Genomic DNA, 16286 nt, shown 5'->3' on the forward strand with positions numbered 1-16286 from the left:
GCGATGACCGCTGCGCAGATCCCCCGGCACGCCGCCGGCTGGCACACCGCGACCGGGCCGGAGGTGTGCGCGCAGCTCGGCGTCGACCCGGCGCGCGGGCTCACTTCCGCGGAGGCCGTCGAACGGCGCGCCCGGTACGGCCCCAACGCGTTGGCCGAGGAGCGCCGCGAGCGGCCCTGGCAGGCGTTCCTGCGCCAGTACCGCGACCTCATGCAGCTGGTGCTGGTGGCCGCCGCGGTGGTGAGCATCGTCGCGCTCGGCGACGTCACGACCGGCGTCGTCGTCTTCTCCCTCACCGTGCTCAACGCCCTCATGGGGCTGCACCAGGAGGGCAAGGCCGCCCAGAGCGTGGCGGCGCTGCGCGAGATGCTCGTGATGACGGCCACCGTGCGGCGTGACGGCCGGCAGGTGCAGGTGCCCGCCGAGGAGCTCGTGCCCGGCGATGTCGTGGGCTTCGAGGCGGGCGGCAAGGTGCCCGCCGACGGGCGTCTGCTGGTCGCCGCCTCCCTGGAGATCGAGGAGGCGGGCCTGACGGGGGAGAGCACGCCCGTGCCGAAGACGATCGACCCCGTGGGTGCCGTCGATGCGCCGCTCGGCGACCGCACCGGCATGGCGTACATGAACTCGCAGGTCACCCGCGGGCGCGGCGAGATGGTCGTCACGGCCACCGGCATGGACACCGAGGTGGGCCGGATCTCCGGGATGCTCAGCGGCGTCGAGCAGGACAAGACGCCGCTGACCCGTCAGCTCGACCGGATCACGGTGATCATCACCGTGATGGCGGCCGTGGCGCTGGTGGTGGTCGTGGTCCTCGGCCTCACGCGCGGTGAAGACTTCGACAGCCTGTTCGTGGTCGGCATCAGCCTGGCGATCGCCGCCATCCCGACCGGCCTGCCCGCCGTCGTGACGATGCTGCTGTCCCTCGGCACGCGGAACCTCGCCGACGCGGGCGCCATCGTGAAGCGGCTCAAGTCGGTCGAGACGCTCGGCTCGACGTCGGCCATCTGCTCCGACAAGACCGGCACGCTCACGCTGAACCAGATGACCGCGCGGCGCCTCGTCCTCGCCGGCCGACGCTTCACCGTCGAGGGGGAGGGCTACTCGACGACGGGCCGGATCCTCGCGGCGGCGGGCGACGAGGGCGCGCCGCTGGACCAGGTGGCGCTCCCGATGGCGCTCGCGAGCGACGCCGTCGTGGCCGACGGCGCGTGCGTCGGCGACCCGACCGAGGGCGCGCTGGTGGTGCTGGCTGCGAAGGCGGGGCTGGACGTCGAGGAGACGCGCCGGGAGCACCCGCGGGTCGCGGAGGTGCCGTTCGACGCCGAGTACAAGTTCATGGCCACCTTCCACGAGATCGACGGCGCGACGCGATGCTTCGTCAAGGGCGCGCCCGACGTCCTGCTCGCACGCTCCGACCGCTACCTCACGGCGGACGGCGGCAGCGCCCTGCTCGACGACGAGGGCCGCGCGCGCGTCCTCGAGGCGAACGACGCCCTGGCGGGCGAGGGCATGCGCGTGCTGGCCGTGGCCCGGACCACGGTGGCCCCTGACACCCTGCGCGGCGACCTGCTCGACGTCGTGCGGGGGTTGGAGCTGGTCGCCCTCGTGGGGATCGTGGACCCGCCGCGCCGCGAGGCGCGCGACGCGATCGCCGCGTGCGCGAGCGCGGGGATCCGCGTGCGGATGATCACGGGCGACCATGTGACCACGGCGGGCGCGATCGCCGCCCAGCTCGGCATCACGGGCCGGGCGCTCACGGGCGCCGAGTTCGCGGCCCTGTCCGACGGCGAGCTCGACGCGCACGTGGACGAGATCGGCGTCGTGGCGCGCGTCGCGCCGGAGGACAAGGTGCGCCTGGTCGACGTCCTCAAGCGGCGCGGGGAGATCGTCGCGATGACGGGCGACGGAGTCAACGACGCTCCGGCGCTGGCGCGGGCCGACATCGGCGTCGCGATGGGGATCACCGGCACGGAGGTCACCAAAGACGCCGCGGAGATGATCCTCACCGACGACAACTTCGCCACGATCGTCACCGCCGTCGAGGGCGGGCGCGGCCTCTACGACAACCTCATGAAGTACATCCGCTTCCAGATGGTGGTGCTGATCGGCTTCATCCTCACGTTCGTCGGGGCGGGCGTGTTCGTCGTGGCGGCCGGCACGCCGCTGACGCCGCTGCAGATCCTGTGGATCAACTTCGCGATCGACGTGCTGCTGGCGATCGGGCTCGGGTTCGACGCGCCCACCCCGGGCCTCATGGCACGACGCCCGCGCTCCCCGTCCGCGCCGGTGATCGGGCGCGGGCTCGCGGCGCGGCTCGCGGTCGGCGGGGTGCTCATCGCCACGGGCACCCTGATCGTCGTGGGCTACGGCGAGGCCCGGTTCGACCTGACCGTCGCAACGACGATGGGCCTGACCGCCATGTCGCTGCTGCACGTCGTGGCCGCGCTGGAGTGGCGAGACCAGCGCGCCGGCGTCCTGTCGCACGACACGCTCGCGAACGGCCGGTTCGTGATGCTGATGCTCACCGCGCTGGGGCTGACCTTCCTCGTGACGACGCTCGACGGGCTGGAGCGCATCTTCGGCACGACGCCGCTCGACGGCGGGCAGTGGGGCGTGTGCGCCCTCGTGGCGCTCGGGTACCTGCTCCTCGTCGAGGCGGGCAAGGCGGTGCTGCGCGCCCTGGACCGGCGCGGCTAGGGCAGGAGTCCCAGCCGGCGGCCCTGCCGCACGGCGTCGCGCCGCGAGCCGACGCCGAGCTTGCGGTAGAGCGCCTTGAGGTGCGCCTTGACCGTGTTGACGGAGACGAACAGCTCCTCGGCGATCTCGACGTTGCTCGCCATCGTGGGCAGCGTGGCCAGGACGGCGAGCTCGCGGGCGGTGAGCGGCTCGAGCGGGGCCGGGGGCCCACCGGCACCGGTGTCGGGCAGCACCCCGCGGAGCCGCTCGGCGAGGGGGTCGTCCCGGCCGGCGACGGCCGCGGCCACGACCGGGCGCAGGGTGGCTCCGGCGACGGTGAGGAACGGCGCGACGAGCACCTCGGGGGCCGCGGCGCGCAGGGCGCGCTCGACGGCGGGCTCGGCGTGGCGGGCTCCGGTCCGCACGAGGACGGTCGCCTCGACGAGGGCCGCCTCGACGCGCGTGAGGTCGTCGGCCTCGGCCGGGTCGGCGGCCGCCAGCCCGTGCACGGCGCGCAGGGCCTCGCCGCTGCGCCCCGCGGCGAGCAGCAGGCGGGCGCGGCACACCCGGGCGACGGGGGTGGGCCGCACGACGGCGCCCCCGGCCGCCGTGCCGCCGAGGGTTCCGGGCACCACCCCGGCGGCCAGCGCGGCGTCGGTCGCGGCGCGGGCGCGGAGGTCCGCGAGGAGCGGCGGTACCGGGTGGGGCGCGGTCGGCTCCGCGGCCGCGGCGAGCTCCCGCCGCGCCCGCCGGGCGTCGCTCTGCCGCGCGGCGAGGAGCGACTCGAGCAGGTGCACCGCGGCCTGCGGCGCCGGGTCGGGCAGGCCGGACGTCGCGGCCCGGGCCTGGGCGAGCAGAGTGCCGGCCCGCGTCTCCTCCGCGCGCTGCAGCGCGACCCAGGCGAGCGCGGCGAGCGCGGGCGCGGTCTGCACGTGGCCGACCCAGCCGCGCGCGGACGCGCGGTCGACCACGGCCCGCGCCCGGTCGGTGCCGCCGGTGAGGCGCCCGTCCGCGACGTCCTGCAGAGCCCGGGCGGCGTGCGCGCCGAGGGTGACGAGGGCGGCGGCCTGCCGGTCGTCCTCGGGAGTGTCCGGCAGGCCGGCAGGGCCTGCGACGCCGTCCCGGCGCGGGACGGCGCACCACGCCCGCCCGGCCTCGTGGTGGGCGCGCGCGAGCGACCGGTAGGTCGCGAGCGCGGGGAAGGGGAGCGGCACGCGGTCGGCGGCGGCGAGCGCGGCGCCCGCGGCGCGGTAGAGGCGGCCGACGTCGCCGACGGCGCGCGCCGCGGTGGCCTCGAGGTCCTCCAGGAGTACTGCCGCGCCGGGCTCCTGCGCCGGGTCGCCGAGCAGCTTGCGCGCGCGCCCGAGGTGGTGGAGCGCGCCGTCGGGGCGGCCGTCGACGAGGGCCAGCGTCGCGGTGCACAGGTGCAGGGCGACGGTGGGCGTCAGCGACGCGTAGGGCACCCGGTCGAGCGCGTCGACCACGGCCTGACGCCGCGGCCCGACGAGCTGCGCCGCCGCCACGTCGACGAAGACGTCGCCCACGAGCGCCCAGTCGGCGGACGCGACGGCGTGGTCGAGGGCGCGCACGGCCTCGCCGTGCCGTGCGAACCAGCGCGCGGCGGCGCGGTGCGCCTCGGCGCTGGCGGCCGGGTCCTCCAACCGCAGCTCCTGCTGCAGCATCTCCCGCAGCAGCGGGTGGTACCGGAACCACGACCCCTCGGCGTCGACGCGCGCCACGAACCCGTTCGACGCCGCGAGCTCGCGCAGCAGCCGGGGCGCGGGGGCGCCAGGGGCGAGCACGGCGGCGAGGTCCGCGCACAGGGTCGGCGTCACGCTCGTGCGCAGCAGGAAGGCCCGCGCCGTCGGGTCGAGGCGCTGCAGCACCTCCGCGAGGAGGAACTCGGCGGCCGACCGTTGCGCCCGGTCGCGGCGGACGGGGTCGTCGGAGGCGTCGAGGTGCAGCCGGACGCCGACGGGCCACCCGCCGGTCTCGGCGAGCAGCCTGTCGACGTCCTCGGCGCCGAGGGCCTGCCCCGCGACGGCGGCGAGCGACCCGGTCTCGGTGGGATCGAGGGCGAGGTCTCCCGCGCCGAGCTCGGTGACCTCGCCCTGGGCGCGCAGCCGCTGCAGGCTCAGTGCGGGGTCGAAGCGGGTGAGGATCACGAGGTGCAGGGGCAGCGGGTAGCGCAGCAGGTCGTCGACCGTCTCGAGCACCTTCGGCCCCGCGAGGTGGAAATCGTCCAGCACGAGGACGGCCGGCTCGGGCAGCAGGTCCACGGCGAGCAAGATCCGGCGCACCAGGTCGGGGGAGAGCCTCGACGGCACGGAGATCGCGCGGAGCGGATGGCCGGCCGGGACGGCACCCGAGCGGCGCAGGGCCACCAGGACGTCGGCCCAGAAGGCGGTCGGCGCGCGGTCGGCCGCCTCGAGGGTGAGCCAGGCGACCTGTGTCGCCCCCGGCCCGCGCGCCCAGGCGGCCACGGTCGTGGTCTTGCCCCAGCCGGGGCCCGCCGAGACGAGGGTGAGACGTCTCTGCCCGGTGTCGGCCAGGAGTCGGTCGACGCGCGGCCGGGCGACCGCGCCGGGGGACGGCGGAGGCACGGCCGTACGGGCGCGCAACGGCCCGGAGGCGTCGAGCCTGCGGGCCCGGTCCTCCGGCGCGCGGCGGGTGCCCACGGCGGCCATGGCCGCAGGCTAGGACCGCCCTCGGCACCTCGCGCGCCCTCGCCGGACGTCGTGGCCGGGGCGGGCGGGGCGCCGGGCCCGGGGCGCGCCGCGGTGGCCCTGGGCGACGGGCGGTGCGGGCCGGTCCGCGTCACCCGGGCGGGGTGACGCGCGCGGTGCGTCCCCTCGGTAGCGTCGGGACGACGCCGCTGCTCAAGGGCGTGGTGCCCGCGCCCGGGAGCCACGCACGGCCCGGGCGGCGGCGGTCGGGGAGCGTGCCCCGGGGCCGGTGGCCGGCGAGCCGCGGACCCCCGGCACGGCGCACGGCCGCGGCGAAAGTTCACCCGCGGGGCAGGGGTGGGTCGTACGGGTCGGGCGGGCAGGTGGTCGGCATGCTGTGGGTCGAGCTGACGGTCGTGGGCCGGGTGGGCGGCGACGCCGCGAGCCTGGTGGAGCTGGGCGCTGCTCGTGCCCGGACCCGCACGGTCCTCGACGTGTCCGTCCGTGACCAGTCCGCGCTGTACGGGCTGCTGCACCGGATGGCCGCCCTGGGGCTGGAGCTGGTCGAGCTGCGGACGGTCCCGGCCCGGCCCGCGGACGTCGAGATCGTCGTGCGCGGGCCGATCGGCCCGGTGGTGCGGGGGATGCTGGACGGCGTCGAGGCGGCGGCGCCCGCCGCGGTCACCTCACTCCGGGTGCGGGAGGCGGACCTGGGCGCGCTGCTCGCCGCCCTCGACGGCGCACCCTCACCCGCCGCGGGTGAGGACGGGTCGGCCCTCGCGCGGCACCGTGGGGCACGGAGCAGGGCGGCGGTCGTGGCGCGCGGCCCGCGGACGGGAGGACCACCCATGGACCCGACAGTCGAGGGCACGGGATCCGACGAGATGGGCCCCATCGACTACCTCGTCGTGGAGTTCCCGCAGAACCGGCTCGACGGGCGCGCGCTGCCGCTCCTCGTCGACCTCGTGGACCGCGGGATCATCCGCGTGCTCGACCTCGTCTTCGTCCGCAAGAGCGCGGACGGGGTGGTGACGACGGTCGACCTGGAGGACATCGAGGTCGAGGGGGACTTCGACGTGTCGGTGTTCCGTGGCGCGTCGTCGGGCCTGCTCGACGAGGACGACCTCACGGAGGCGGGGGGAGTGCTCGACCCGGGCAGCTCCGCCGGCGTCCTCGTCTACGAGAACGCGTGGGCGGGGCCGTTCGCCGCCGCGCTGCGTCGCGGCGGGGGTCTGCTCGTCGCCAGCGGCCGGATCCCGGTCCAGTCACTCCTCGGGGCGCTGGAGGCGGCCGAGGCCCGCTGACCCGACGGCCCGCTGACCCGACGTCGGCGCCGCGCCCGCGTGTCGGCACCCCCCTTTTCGTAGACCCCCACACCATCCGCCGCCGGCCGGTCGGCCGGCGGCGCCGACCCGAGGAGGTCGACATGCCCGGTCTGCTCCGGGGCGTCGCCCGGACCGCCGTCGTCGCCGGCACGGCCAGCGCCGTGTCCGGGCGCGTGCAGCGCCGTCAGCAGGGGCGCTGGGCCGCGCAGGACGCCCAGCGTGCCCAGGAGGCGGGGTACGGCGGGTACCCGCCGGCGCCTGCGTACGCCCAGCCCGCCTACGCCCCGCCCCCGCCGCCCGCTCCGGCGCCACCCGCGCCGTCCGGCGGGCAGGACGCGATCATCGCCCAGCTCCGCGACCTGGCGGAGCTGAGGCAGCAGGGAGTCCTCACGGACGCCGAGTTCGCGGCGCAGAAGGCCCGGATCCTCGGGACGTAGCGATCCGGGGCGCGGGACGCACCATGACGCCGTGCTCTGTGAACGGTCGGTAAAGAAAGTCTCTGGCGAGGTTCCGCACAAGGTTCGCAGCGGTGTAGCGTTGCGGGCGTCGCGACGACGAGGTCGCGAGTCCGGAACGCAGTGCCCGAGACCGTGGCACGCAGGACGCAGAACGTGTGGGACGAAGGTGTGGCAGTGACTTTCACCGACGAGGCTCAGGCCGGGGGCATCGCCCTCGTGGAGCGCACCGACGTGAGCGTGGTGGACATGTGGGGCGAGATCGACATCGCCCTGCGCAACGAGGCGAGCGCGGCGCTCGCGCGGGCGTTCGAGCGGGATCTTCCCGTGGTCGTCGACACCTCGCGGGTGACCTTCATCGACTCCGCCGGGGTGGCGTTCCTCGTCCAGCTCTGCCGTATCGGCCGCGACGAGGGGCTGCGCGTCTCGCTGCACCGGCCGCCGGCCGCGGTGCTGGACGTGCTGCGGATGCTCGAGCTCGACGTGCCGCCGGAGACCGGCGCCGACTGGGGTCGGGTCCCGACGGCTCCCACGCCCACGGCCCCGCACAGCCTGGCGGGCTGACCGCCCCGATTCCCGCGTCGGCGGGCGTGCGTCAGTGGTCGCGGCCGCTCGCCGCGAGCGCGGCGGCCCCGACGATGCCGGCGCGGTTGCGCAGCGTGGCGGGGATGATCGGCGCGCGCAGGTGGAGCAGCGGCAGGAACTTCTCGTGGTGCTTGCTCACCCCGCCCCCGACGACGATGAGCTCGGGGGCGAGCAGCATCTCGACCGTCTCGAAGTAGCGCTGCAGGCGCTCCGCCCACTGGTGCCATGACAGGTCGTGCCGCTCGCGCGCGGACTCGGCGGCACGAGACTCGGCGTCGTGCCCGTCGATCTCGAGGTGGCCCAGCTCCGTGTTCGGCACGAGCACGCCGTCCACGAGCAGCGCGGACCCGATCCCGGTGCCGAGCGTGACCATGAGGACGACGCCGTCGCGCCCCTGCGCGGCGCCGAACCTCTGCTCGCCGACACCCGCGGCGTCGGCGTCGTTGACGGCGGTCACCTCGCGGCCGGTCGCCTCGCGGGCCAGGGCGGGCAGGTCCACGCCCTTCCACGACTTGTGCAGGTTGGCGATGAATCGGACGACGCCGTGGTCCATCGGGGCGGGGAAGGCGACGCCGACGGGCACGTGCTGCGGGAGGTCGAAGGAGTCGATCAGCTCGGCCAGCACGCCGGCCACGGCTTCCGGGGTCGACCGTTCGGGGGTGGGGATGCGGCGGCGCTCGTCCGCGAACTCTCCCGTCGCGAGGTCGACGGGAGCCCCCTTGATCCCGGACCCGCCGATGTCGATGCCGAACGCGACCGGCTGCGCTGCCTCCACCATGGGCCCTATCTTGAGGCAGGATCGTCCTATGAGCGACACAAGCCCGGTGCAGTACTGGTACAACACCAAGACCGGCGAGGTCGAGGAGAGCCGCGACCGTTCCAGCTGGAGCCACCGGATGGGCCCGTATCCGACGCGGGAGGCGGCCCGCAACGCCCTGGACTCGGCGCAGCGCCGCAACGACGCGTGGGAGGACGAGGACGCCGATTGGCGCGGCAAGGCCTGACGGCGGCGCCCCGCTCGAGGGTGGATGGACCTGACGGCCGATGAGTCCACGCCCCGCGCGGGGTCGACCTCCGCATGACGACGACTGTCGAGGCGAACGGCGTCCGGCTGGGCGTGGAGCACTTCGGGGACGCGGCGGCTCCGCTGGTCCTGTGCGCGGGCGGGACGACGATGCTCTCGTGGCCCGACGCGGTGTGCGAGGCGGTGGCCCGCGGAGGGCGGCACGTCGTGCGGTACGACCTGCGGGACGCGGGCGCGTCGACGACGGCTGATCCGGATGCCCCGGGCTACACCCTGCGCGACCTCGCCGCCGACGCCGCGGCGCTCGCCCGGGAGCTGGACGACCGGCTGGCCCACCTGGCGGGCGTCGGCGTCGGCGGCATGGTCGCCCAGGTCGCCGCGCTCGACCACCCGGAGGCGTTCGCGGCGCTGACGCTGGTGGGGACGCGCGCCGTCGCGCCGGGACCGGTCGACGACGACCTGCCCGACCACGACGCCGCGACGATGGGCCGGCTGTTCTCGCGGCCGATGCCGGACTGGGCGGACCGGGAGGCCGTCGCCGAGCATGCCGCCGCGAGCGCCGAGATTCTCGGGGACGACCCGGCGGCGGCCCGCGCTCTCGCCGGGCGCGTCTGGGACCGCACGCCGGGCACGGCCCCCGCCGTGCAGCGGGCCAACCAGCTGGGCACGGTGTTCGCCGTGCTCGACTGCTCGCCGCGGTGGCGGGAGCGCCTCTCGGAGGTCGCCGTGCCGGCGCTGGTGGTGCACGGCCGGCGTGACCCGTTCTTCCCGGTCGGCAACGCGGACGCGCTCGCCCGCGAGATCTCGGGCGCGCGGCTGCTGGTGCTCGAGGACGCGTCGACGGCGGTCCCGGACGAGGACGCGGGCGGGGTGGCGGCGGCGATGCTCGCCCTGGAGGACGGGTAGCGGCGTCGCCTACGCGTCGTCGACGGCGTCGTCGATGCCCTCGTGGATCCGCAGCAGGAGCCCGTGCAGCACGGCGCGCTCCTGCACGGACAGCGGGGCCAGGACCTCGTCCTGGACGGCGGCGGCGTCCTGCCGCAGCGCGGCGAGGAGCCGCACTCCGGGCGGAGTGAGCGCGAGGACGACGCGGCGCCGGTCGGCGGGGTCGCGGTCGCGGCTCACCAGGCCGCGCCCCGCGAGCTCGTCCACGACCTTCGTCACGTCGCTGGGGTGGATGCCGAACCGGGCGCCGACGTCGCGCTGGGACTGGGGCCCGACGTCGTCGAGCGTCGCCAGCACCGCCAGGTCCCACAGCCGCAGCCCGCGCTCGCCCAGCCGGTGGGCCAGGCGGGCGCGGGCGCGCTTGCCCGTCTGGGCGAGGAGAAAGGTGCTCAGGGCGGACAGGGTCGGCGGGGTCGAGGACACATCTCTACTGTAAGGTGCGCACCAATAGTTGGTCCGAACCTATGATCGGAGACCTGTGGACGCCCTGCACCCGCGACTGCTCGTGAGCCGCTTCGACGTGTGCTTCCGCTTCTACGACGCGGTGCTGCCGCTGCTGGTCGGCGCCCGGCTGGCGCGGGGCACGGAGGCGGGGCCGTACGCGAGCTGGGACATCGGGTCCGAGGGGGCCGTGACGCTCCTGGACCGAGCGACGATGGCGTCGATCGCGGGCACGGCGGGCCTGCCGTCCGACGCCCCGCAGCAGGACGCGGCAATGCTGGTCAGCCGGGTCGCCGACGTCGCCGAGGGCTACGCCCTGTGCCTGGCCCACGGGGCCGCGCCGGTCGCCCCGCCGACCGCCCGGCCCGAGTGGGGGCCGACGACCCGGACGGCGCACGTGCGCGACCCCGAGGGGAACCTGTGGGAGCTGCAGAGCTACTGAGGCCGCCCGAGCGGCCCGGCTAGCGCTCGAAGGAGTGCGCGGCGTCGGGGAACGTGCCCCGACGGACCTCGTCGGCGTAGTCCTGCGCGGCCTGGCGCAGCAGGTTGCCGACCTCGGCGAACCGGCGCGCGAACCGCGGCGACCAGTCGGTCATGCCGGCCATGTCGGTCCACACGAGCACCTGGCCGTCGACGCGGGGCCCGGCCCCGATGCCGATGGTGGGGATGCGCAGGATCTCGGTGGCGCGGGCGGCGACCTCCACCGGCACCATCTCGAGCACGACGGCGACGGCGCCGGCCTCCTGGACCGCGAGCGCGTCCTCGCACAGCGCCTCGGCGGCGTCGTCCCCGCGGCCCTGGACGCGCGGCCCGCCGAGGATGTTCTCCGACTGCGGGGTGAACCCGAGGTGGCCCACGACGGGGATGCCGGCGTCGGTGAGCGCGCGGATCTGGGCGGCCGAGCGGCGCCCGCCCTCGAGCTTGACGGCCGCGGCGCCGGTCTCCTTCATGATCCGCACGGCGGACGCGAGCGCCTGCTCGGCGCCGGCCTCGTAGGACCCGAAGGGCAGGTCGACGACGACGAGCGCGTGCTCGGCCGCGCGGGCGACGGCGCGGGCCGGCGGGATCATGTCGTCGAGGGTCACGGGCAGCGTCGTGGCGTGCCCGTGCATGGTGTTGCCGATCGAGTCGCCGACGAGCAGCAGGTCCAGGCCGGCGGCGTCGAAGAGCCGGGCCGTGACGGCGTCGTACGCCGTGAGCATTGTGAGCTTCTCGCCGCGCTCCTTGGCCTCGGCCAGGTGATGGACCCGCACGCGACGGCGGCGGGTCAGGTCGGCGGCGGGGGAGGGCGCGGCGGCGTCGGCGGTGGCGTCGTGACCGGGGTTCGACATGCCGGTCAGCCTATGCCTCCGACCCGCGGTACCGGATATCCGTCCAGGTCCCGGCCGGGGCGGACCGGGCCGCGTCCACGACATACCCCGTTAACACTTCTCGGGCAGGATGGGTGCATGGACAGGCAGCAGGAGTTCGTGCTCCGCACGGTCGAGGAGCGCGACATCCGCTTCATCCGGCTCTGGTTCACCGACGTGCTCGGCGTGCTGAAGTCGGTGGCGGTCGCCCCGGCCGAGCTCGAGCAGGCGTTCACGGAGGGCATCGGCTTCGACGGCAGCTCCATCGAGGGGCTGACGCGGGTCTACGAGGCGGACATGATCGCCAAGCCCGACCCGACGACGTTCCAGGTGCTGCCGTGGCGCGGCGACCGGCACGGCACCGGCCGCATGTTCTGCGACATCCTCACGCCCGACGGCGAGCCCTCCCTCGCGGACAGCCGCAACGTGCTCAAGCGCGCGCTGGCCAAGGCGAGCGACAAGGGGTTCACCTTCTACACGCACCCCGAGGTGGAGTTCTACCTGTTCAACCAGGTGTCCTCCCCGGAGGAGCCGCTGGTCCCCGTCGACAACGGCGGCTACTTCGACCACCTGGCGCGCGGCAGCACGCACGACTTCCGCCGAGCCGCGATCACGATGCTCGAGTCCATGGGCATCTCGGTGGAGTTCTCCCACCACGAGGCGGGCCCGGGCCAGAACGAGATCGACCTGCGCTACGCGGACGCGCTCACCACGGCCGACAACCTCATGACCTTCCGCACGGTGGTCAAGGAGGTCGCGCTGGAGCAGGGCGTCTTCGCGTCGTTCATGCCCAAGCCGATGGTCGACCAGCCCGGCTCCGGCATGCACACGCACCTGTCGCTGTTCGAGGACGACCGCAACGCCTTCCACGAGCCGGGCGCCCAGTTCGAGCTGTCCAAGACGGCGCGGCAGTTCATCGCGGGCCTCCTGGTGCACGCGGCCGAGATCACGGCGGTGACCAACCAGTACGTCAACTCCTACAAGCGGCTGTGGGGCGGCGCCGAGGCGCCGAGCTACATCTGCTGGGGCCACAACAACCGCTCCGCCCTCGTGCGCGTGCCCATGTACAAGCCGGGCAAGGGCAACTCCGCCCGCGTGGAGTACCGGGCGCTCGACTCCGCCACCAACCCCTACCTCGCGTTCGCGGTGCTGCTGGCCGCGGGGCTGAAGGGCATCGAGGACGGCTACGAGCTGCCGGAGGCCACCGGCGACGACGTGTGGGAGCTCACCGACCGGGAGCGTCGCGCGCTCGGCATCGCGCCGCTGCCGCAGTCGCTGAACGAGGCGATCGAGCTCATGGAGCGCTCGGAGCTCGTGGCCGAGACGCTGGGGGAGCACGTCTTCGACTTCGTGCTGCGCAACAAGCGGCAGGAGTGGGACGCCTACCGCGCCCAGGTCACGCCCTACGAGCTGCGCCGGTTCCTGCAGTTCCTGTGACACGTCCCGTGACGGCGCGGCGTTCCACCCTCACCGGCAGGCTGCTGCACGCCGGGTTCGCCGACCTCACGCGGTCGGCGAGCCTCTGGTCCGATGCCGCATTGCAGGAGGCGCTCGACGCGCCGGGACGGGAGGACGCGCTGCTGGCGGCGCTGGGGGCGTGCGCCGACGCCGACCTCGCGCTGCTCCAGCTCGTGCGGCTGGCGGAGTCGCCCGAGGCCCGGGAGCGCCTCGGAGAGCTGCTCGACGCCGCGTCGCCGCGGGCGCGCACGCGCCTGGTCGCGGTGCTGGGGGCGTCTTCCGCGCTCGGCGACGAGGTGGTGCGGCGCCCCGAGCTCCTCGACGTGGTCGCCGTCCCGGACGGCGCGTCGGAGGGCGCCGAGCCGGAGCGCGCGGCGGACGACGACGAGGACCGGGACGACGACGACCGGGCCGACGACGGGGCCGGCGCCCCCGGCCCGCGGACGCACGCCGGGCCTGCCGCCGTCCGCGCCGCGCTGCTGCGCGCCGTCGGGGCCGACCCGGAGGCGGACGTGCCGGTGGCGGCCGACCCGGCGGGCGAGCCGGGCACCGCCTGGCCCGACCCCGGCGCGGCCACCACCACCGACGCGCTGCGCCGCGCGTACCGCGAGCGGCTCCTGGCCCTCGCCGCCGACGACCTCACCGCGGGAGAGCCGCTGACGCGCCTGCCCGTGGTCGCCGCCGCGCTCGCCGACCTGGCCGCCGCCGCGCTGGAGGCGGCGCTCGCCGTGGCGCGCGCCGAGCTGGACGACCACGGCGCCGGCGTGCGCCTCGCCGTCATCGGGATGGGCAAGACCGGCGGGCGGGAGCTCAACTACGTCTCCGACGTCGACGTCGTCTACGTCTGCGAACCGGGGGAGGGGCCGGACGGCGGGCAGCTCGACGAGGACACGGCGCTGGCCACGGGCACCCGGCTCGCCGCCGGGCTGCAGCGGGTCTGCTCCGCGACGTCCGCCGAGCCCGCCCTGTGGCCCGTCGACGCCGCGCTGCGGCCCGAGGGGGCCCAGGGCCCGCTGGTGCGCACGCTCGCGAGCCACGTCGCCTACTACGAGCGGTGGGCCGAGACCTGGGAGTTCCAGGCGCTGCTCAAGGCGCGCCCGATCGCCGGGGACGCCACCCTCGGGCACGACTACCGCGCCGCCGTCGACCCGTTCATCTGGTCGGCCGTGCACCGCGAGCACTTCGTGGAGGACGCCCGCGCGATGCGGCGCCGGGTCGAGGCCCACGTGCCACCCGCCGAGGCCGACCGGCAGATCAAGCTCGGCAAGGGCGGCCTGCGCGACGTCGAGTTCACCGTGCAGCTGCTGCAGCTCGTGCACGGGCGGGCCGACCCGCAGATCCGCTCGCCGCACACCCTGTCGGCGCTGGCGGCGCTCGCGGCCGGTGGCTATGTCGGGCGCGAGCACGCCGCGCGGATGGCGGTCTGCTACCGGTTCCTGCGAGCGCTGGAGCACCGGGTGCAGCTGTTCCGGCTGCGGCGCACCCACCTGCTGCCCACGTCCGAGGAGGACCTGCGCCGTCTGGCCCGGTCGCTCGGCATGCGTGCCGAGGGCGCCAAGGGCCTGCTGGAGCGGTGGCGCGCGACCCGCCGCGAGGTGCGCGCCCTGCACGAGGAGGTCTTCTACCGGCCGCTGCTGCCGGCGTCGGCGCAGTTGTCGGACGCGGAGCTCTCGCTCTCGCCCGGGGTGGCGCGCGAGCGCTTCGCCGCGGTCGGGTACCGCGACCCCGACGGCGCGCTGCGGCACGTGGCCGCGCTGACGTCGGGCACGTCGCGGCGCGCGGCGCTGCAGCGCCAGCTGCTGCCCGTGCTGCTCGGCTGGTTCGCCGAGGGGGCCGACCCGGACGCGGGGCTGCTGGCGTTCCGCAAGCTCTCGGAGGAGCTGGGCGCCACGCCGTGGTACCTGCGCCTGCTGCGCGACTCCGAGAACGCCGCCTACCACCTCACCCAGCTCCTGGCCTCGTCCACCTACCTCGCCGACGCGCTGGCCCGGTCGCCGGAGTCCGTGCGCTGGCTGGCGGACACGTCGGGCCTGGAGCCGCGGGGCGCGCAGCGGCTGGCCGCCGAGGTGGACGCCCTCCTCACCCGGGCCGACGAGCCGCAGCCGGCCGCGCGGCGGCTGCGCGCCCTGCGCCGCCGCGAGCTCGCCCGCACCGGTGCCGCGGAGGTGCTCGGCCTGCTGCCGCCGGTCGACGCCGCGGCCGCGATCTCCGACGCGGCCGACGTCGCGCTGGTCGGCGGGCTGCGGGTCGCCGGGCACGCCGCCCGCGCCGAGCTCGGCCTCGGCCCGTCGCCGGACGCCGACCCGACCCGGATGCTCGTGGTCGCGATGGGCCGGCTCGGAGGCCGCGAGATGGGCTACGGCTCCGACGCGGACGTGATGTTCGTGCACGACCCTCTGCCCGGCGTCGAGCCGAAGCTCGCCCAGGACTTCGCCACCCGCGTCGCCACGCGGCTGCGGGCGCTGCTGTCCGAGGTCGGGCCCGAGCCCGCCCTTCCCGTCGACGCGGACCTGCGGCCAGAGGGCCGGCAGGGTCCGCTGGTGCGCACCCTCGCCTCATACGCCGAGTACTACGAGCGGTGGTCCAGCGGGTGGGAGGCGCAGGCGCTGCTGCGCGCCCGGCCGGTGGCGGGCGACGTCGCGGGCGAGGGCTCGATCGGTGCGCGGTTCGAGGCGGTCGTCGACCCGCTGCGCTACCCCGACGGCGGGCTCGACGACGCCCGGGTGCGCGAGGTGCGGCGCATCAAGGCGCGGGTCGAGGCGGAGCGGCTGCCGCGCGGGGCCGACCCGGCGCGACACCTCAAGCTCGGCCGGGGCGGCGTCTCCGACGTGGAGTGGACCGCGCAGCTCCTGCAGCTCCAGCACGCCGCGGCGGTGCCGGGCCTGCGCACCACCGGCACGGTCGCGGCGCTCGACGCCGCGGAGCGCGCCGGCCTGCTCGACGCCGAGGACGCGGCGCAGCTGCGCGACGCGTGGGTGCTCGCGTCGCGGCTGCGGTCGGCCGTCGTGCTCTGGTCCGGGCGCACCACCGGCGCGCAGGTGGACCAGCTGCCGCACGACTCCCGCGACCTCACCGGCGTCGCCGACCTGCTCGGCGACGTCGGCACCGGGGGAGAGCTCGAGGAGCTCTACCTGCGCACCGCCCGTCGCGCCCGCGCCGTCGTGGAGCGCGTCTTCTACGGCGAGGAGTGACGGCCGAGGTAGTCCCGTCCTCGCCCAGGTAGTCCCGAGCCCCGCGAGGTAGTTCCGTTCTCGCCGAGGTAGTTCCGGATGGGCCGAGGTCGTCCCACGCGCGGCAGAGGCCGTTGCTCGTGACACGTGACCTCGCTAGGTTTGCGAGGTGCGGTGACTAATCCGCTCTCA

13 protein-coding genes are annotated in these 16286 nt (G+C 75.8%); 9 read left to right on the top strand and 4 right to left on the bottom strand.

Features of this window, described 5'->3' with window-relative positions:
- Positions 1–3 precede the first annotated feature (3 nt).
- On the top strand, positions 4–2697 hold the full coding sequence (locus tag ACWF41_RS04280) for a cation-translocating P-type ATPase (RefSeq protein ID WP_380316634.1): 2694 nt from the start codon (positions 4–6) through the stop codon (positions 2695–2697).
- Here ACWF41_RS04280 and ACWF41_RS04285 read toward each other — a convergent pair.
- Positions 2694–5363 (bottom strand): LuxR C-terminal-related transcriptional regulator, encoded by a 2670-nt coding sequence (locus tag ACWF41_RS04285; protein WP_380316637.1) that lies wholly within the window; start codon positions 5361–5363, stop codon positions 2694–2696. The genes ACWF41_RS04280 and ACWF41_RS04285 overlap by 4 nt on opposite strands.
- A gap of 371 nt (positions 5364–5734) precedes the next feature.
- Between ACWF41_RS04285 and ACWF41_RS04290 the strand changes: the two genes are divergently transcribed.
- The 3 genes from ACWF41_RS04290 (at position 5735) to ACWF41_RS04300 (ending at position 7686) form a co-directional block, all read left to right on the top strand.
- Entirely contained in the window at positions 5735–6646 is a 912-nt protein-coding gene (locus tag ACWF41_RS04290; protein WP_380316640.1) for a DUF6325 family protein, read from the top strand.
- A 122-nt stretch (positions 6647–6768) separates the two neighbouring features.
- A complete protein-coding gene (locus tag ACWF41_RS04295; protein ID WP_380346817.1) occupies positions 6769–7104 on the top strand; it encodes an SHOCT domain-containing protein in 336 nt (111 codons plus the stop codon).
- 195 nt (positions 7105–7299) lie between these two features.
- The gene (locus ACWF41_RS04300) at positions 7300–7686 is read left to right on the top strand and encodes an STAS domain-containing protein (protein ID WP_380318756.1); all 387 of its coding nucleotides are present in this window, start codon (positions 7300–7302) and stop codon (positions 7684–7686) included.
- Positions 7687–7717: 31 nt separating this feature from the next.
- Here the strand turns inward: ACWF41_RS04300 and ppgK are convergent, their stop codons facing one another.
- The gene (gene ppgK / locus ACWF41_RS04305) at positions 7718–8485 is read right to left on the bottom strand and encodes a polyphosphate--glucose phosphotransferase (protein ID WP_380318753.1); all 768 of its coding nucleotides are present in this window, start codon (positions 8483–8485) and stop codon (positions 7718–7720) included.
- Between the two features lie 28 nt (positions 8486–8513).
- Here ppgK and ACWF41_RS04310 point away from each other — a divergent pair, with 28 nt between their 5' ends.
- Together ACWF41_RS04310 and ACWF41_RS04315 are read left to right on the top strand one after the other, a co-directional pair.
- The gene (locus tag ACWF41_RS04310; RefSeq protein ID WP_380318750.1) at positions 8514–8711 is read left to right on the top strand and encodes an SPOR domain-containing protein; all 198 of its coding nucleotides are present in this window, start codon (positions 8514–8516) and stop codon (positions 8709–8711) included.
- A gap of 74 nt (positions 8712–8785) precedes the next feature.
- Positions 8786–9637: an alpha/beta fold hydrolase gene (locus ACWF41_RS04315; RefSeq protein ID WP_380318748.1), complete on the top strand. Its 852-nt coding sequence runs from the start codon at positions 8786–8788 to the stop codon at positions 9635–9637.
- 9 nt (positions 9638–9646) lie between these two features.
- Here the strand turns inward: ACWF41_RS04315 and ACWF41_RS04320 are convergent, their stop codons facing one another.
- A complete protein-coding gene (locus ACWF41_RS04320; protein WP_380318745.1) occupies positions 9647–10099 on the bottom strand; it encodes a MarR family winged helix-turn-helix transcriptional regulator in 453 nt (150 codons plus the stop codon).
- A 55-nt stretch (positions 10100–10154) separates the two neighbouring features.
- On the opposite strand from ACWF41_RS04320, the gene ACWF41_RS04325 reads away from it, so the two are divergent.
- Positions 10155–10559 carry a VOC family protein gene (locus tag ACWF41_RS04325; RefSeq protein WP_380318742.1) on the top strand — a complete coding sequence of 135 codons (405 nt, stop codon included), beginning with the start codon at positions 10155–10157 and terminating at the stop codon, positions 10557–10559.
- 19 nt (positions 10560–10578) lie between these two features.
- Here ACWF41_RS04325 and panB read toward each other — a convergent pair whose 3' ends face one another.
- Positions 10579–11448, bottom strand: coding sequence for a 3-methyl-2-oxobutanoate hydroxymethyltransferase (gene panB, locus ACWF41_RS04330; protein ID WP_380318739.1), 870 nt, complete (start codon positions 11446–11448; stop codon positions 10579–10581).
- 117 nt (positions 11449–11565) lie between these two features.
- On the opposite strand from panB, the gene glnA reads away from it, so the two are divergent.
- Both glnA and ACWF41_RS04340 read left to right on the top strand, forming a co-directional pair.
- Positions 11566–12903 (top strand): type I glutamate--ammonia ligase, encoded by a 1338-nt coding sequence (gene glnA / locus ACWF41_RS04335; protein WP_380318736.1) that lies wholly within the window; start codon positions 11566–11568, stop codon positions 12901–12903.
- Positions 12900–16115, top strand: coding sequence for a bifunctional [glutamine synthetase] adenylyltransferase/[glutamine synthetase]-adenylyl-L-tyrosine phosphorylase (locus tag ACWF41_RS04340; protein WP_380318733.1), 3216 nt, complete (start codon positions 12900–12902; stop codon positions 16113–16115). The genes glnA and ACWF41_RS04340 overlap by 4 nt, the downstream gene beginning before the upstream one ends.
- The last annotated feature ends 171 nt before the right edge of the window (positions 16116–16286 follow it).

The sequence above is a fragment of the Isoptericola sp. NPDC055063 genome (genome assembly GCF_053608125.1).

Excerpts from the sequence above, each read along its gene's own strand:
- ACWF41_RS04280 (WP_380316634.1), top strand. The coding sequence starts at position 4 with ATGACCGCTGCGCAGATCCCCCGGCACGCCGCCGGCTGGCACACCGCG.
- ACWF41_RS04285 (WP_380316637.1), bottom strand. The coding sequence starts at position 5,363 with ATGGCCGCCGTGGGCACCCGCCGCGCGCCGGAGGACCGGGCCCGCAGG.
- ACWF41_RS04290 (WP_380316640.1), top strand. The coding sequence starts at position 5,735 with ATGCTGTGGGTCGAGCTGACGGTCGTGGGCCGGGTGGGCGGCGACGCC.
- ACWF41_RS04295 (WP_380346817.1), top strand. The coding sequence starts at position 6,769 with ATGCCCGGTCTGCTCCGGGGCGTCGCCCGGACCGCCGTCGTCGCCGGC.
- ppgK (WP_380318753.1), bottom strand. The coding sequence starts at position 8,485 with ATGGTGGAGGCAGCGCAGCCGGTCGCGTTCGGCATCGACATCGGCGGG.
- ACWF41_RS04310 (WP_380318750.1), top strand. The coding sequence starts at position 8,514 with ATGAGCGACACAAGCCCGGTGCAGTACTGGTACAACACCAAGACCGGC.
- ACWF41_RS04315 (WP_380318748.1), top strand. The coding sequence starts at position 8,786 with ATGACGACGACTGTCGAGGCGAACGGCGTCCGGCTGGGCGTGGAGCAC.
- panB (WP_380318739.1), bottom strand. The coding sequence starts at position 11,448 with ATGTCGAACCCCGGTCACGACGCCACCGCCGACGCCGCCGCGCCCTCC.
- glnA (WP_380318736.1), top strand. The coding sequence starts at position 11,566 with ATGGACAGGCAGCAGGAGTTCGTGCTCCGCACGGTCGAGGAGCGCGAC.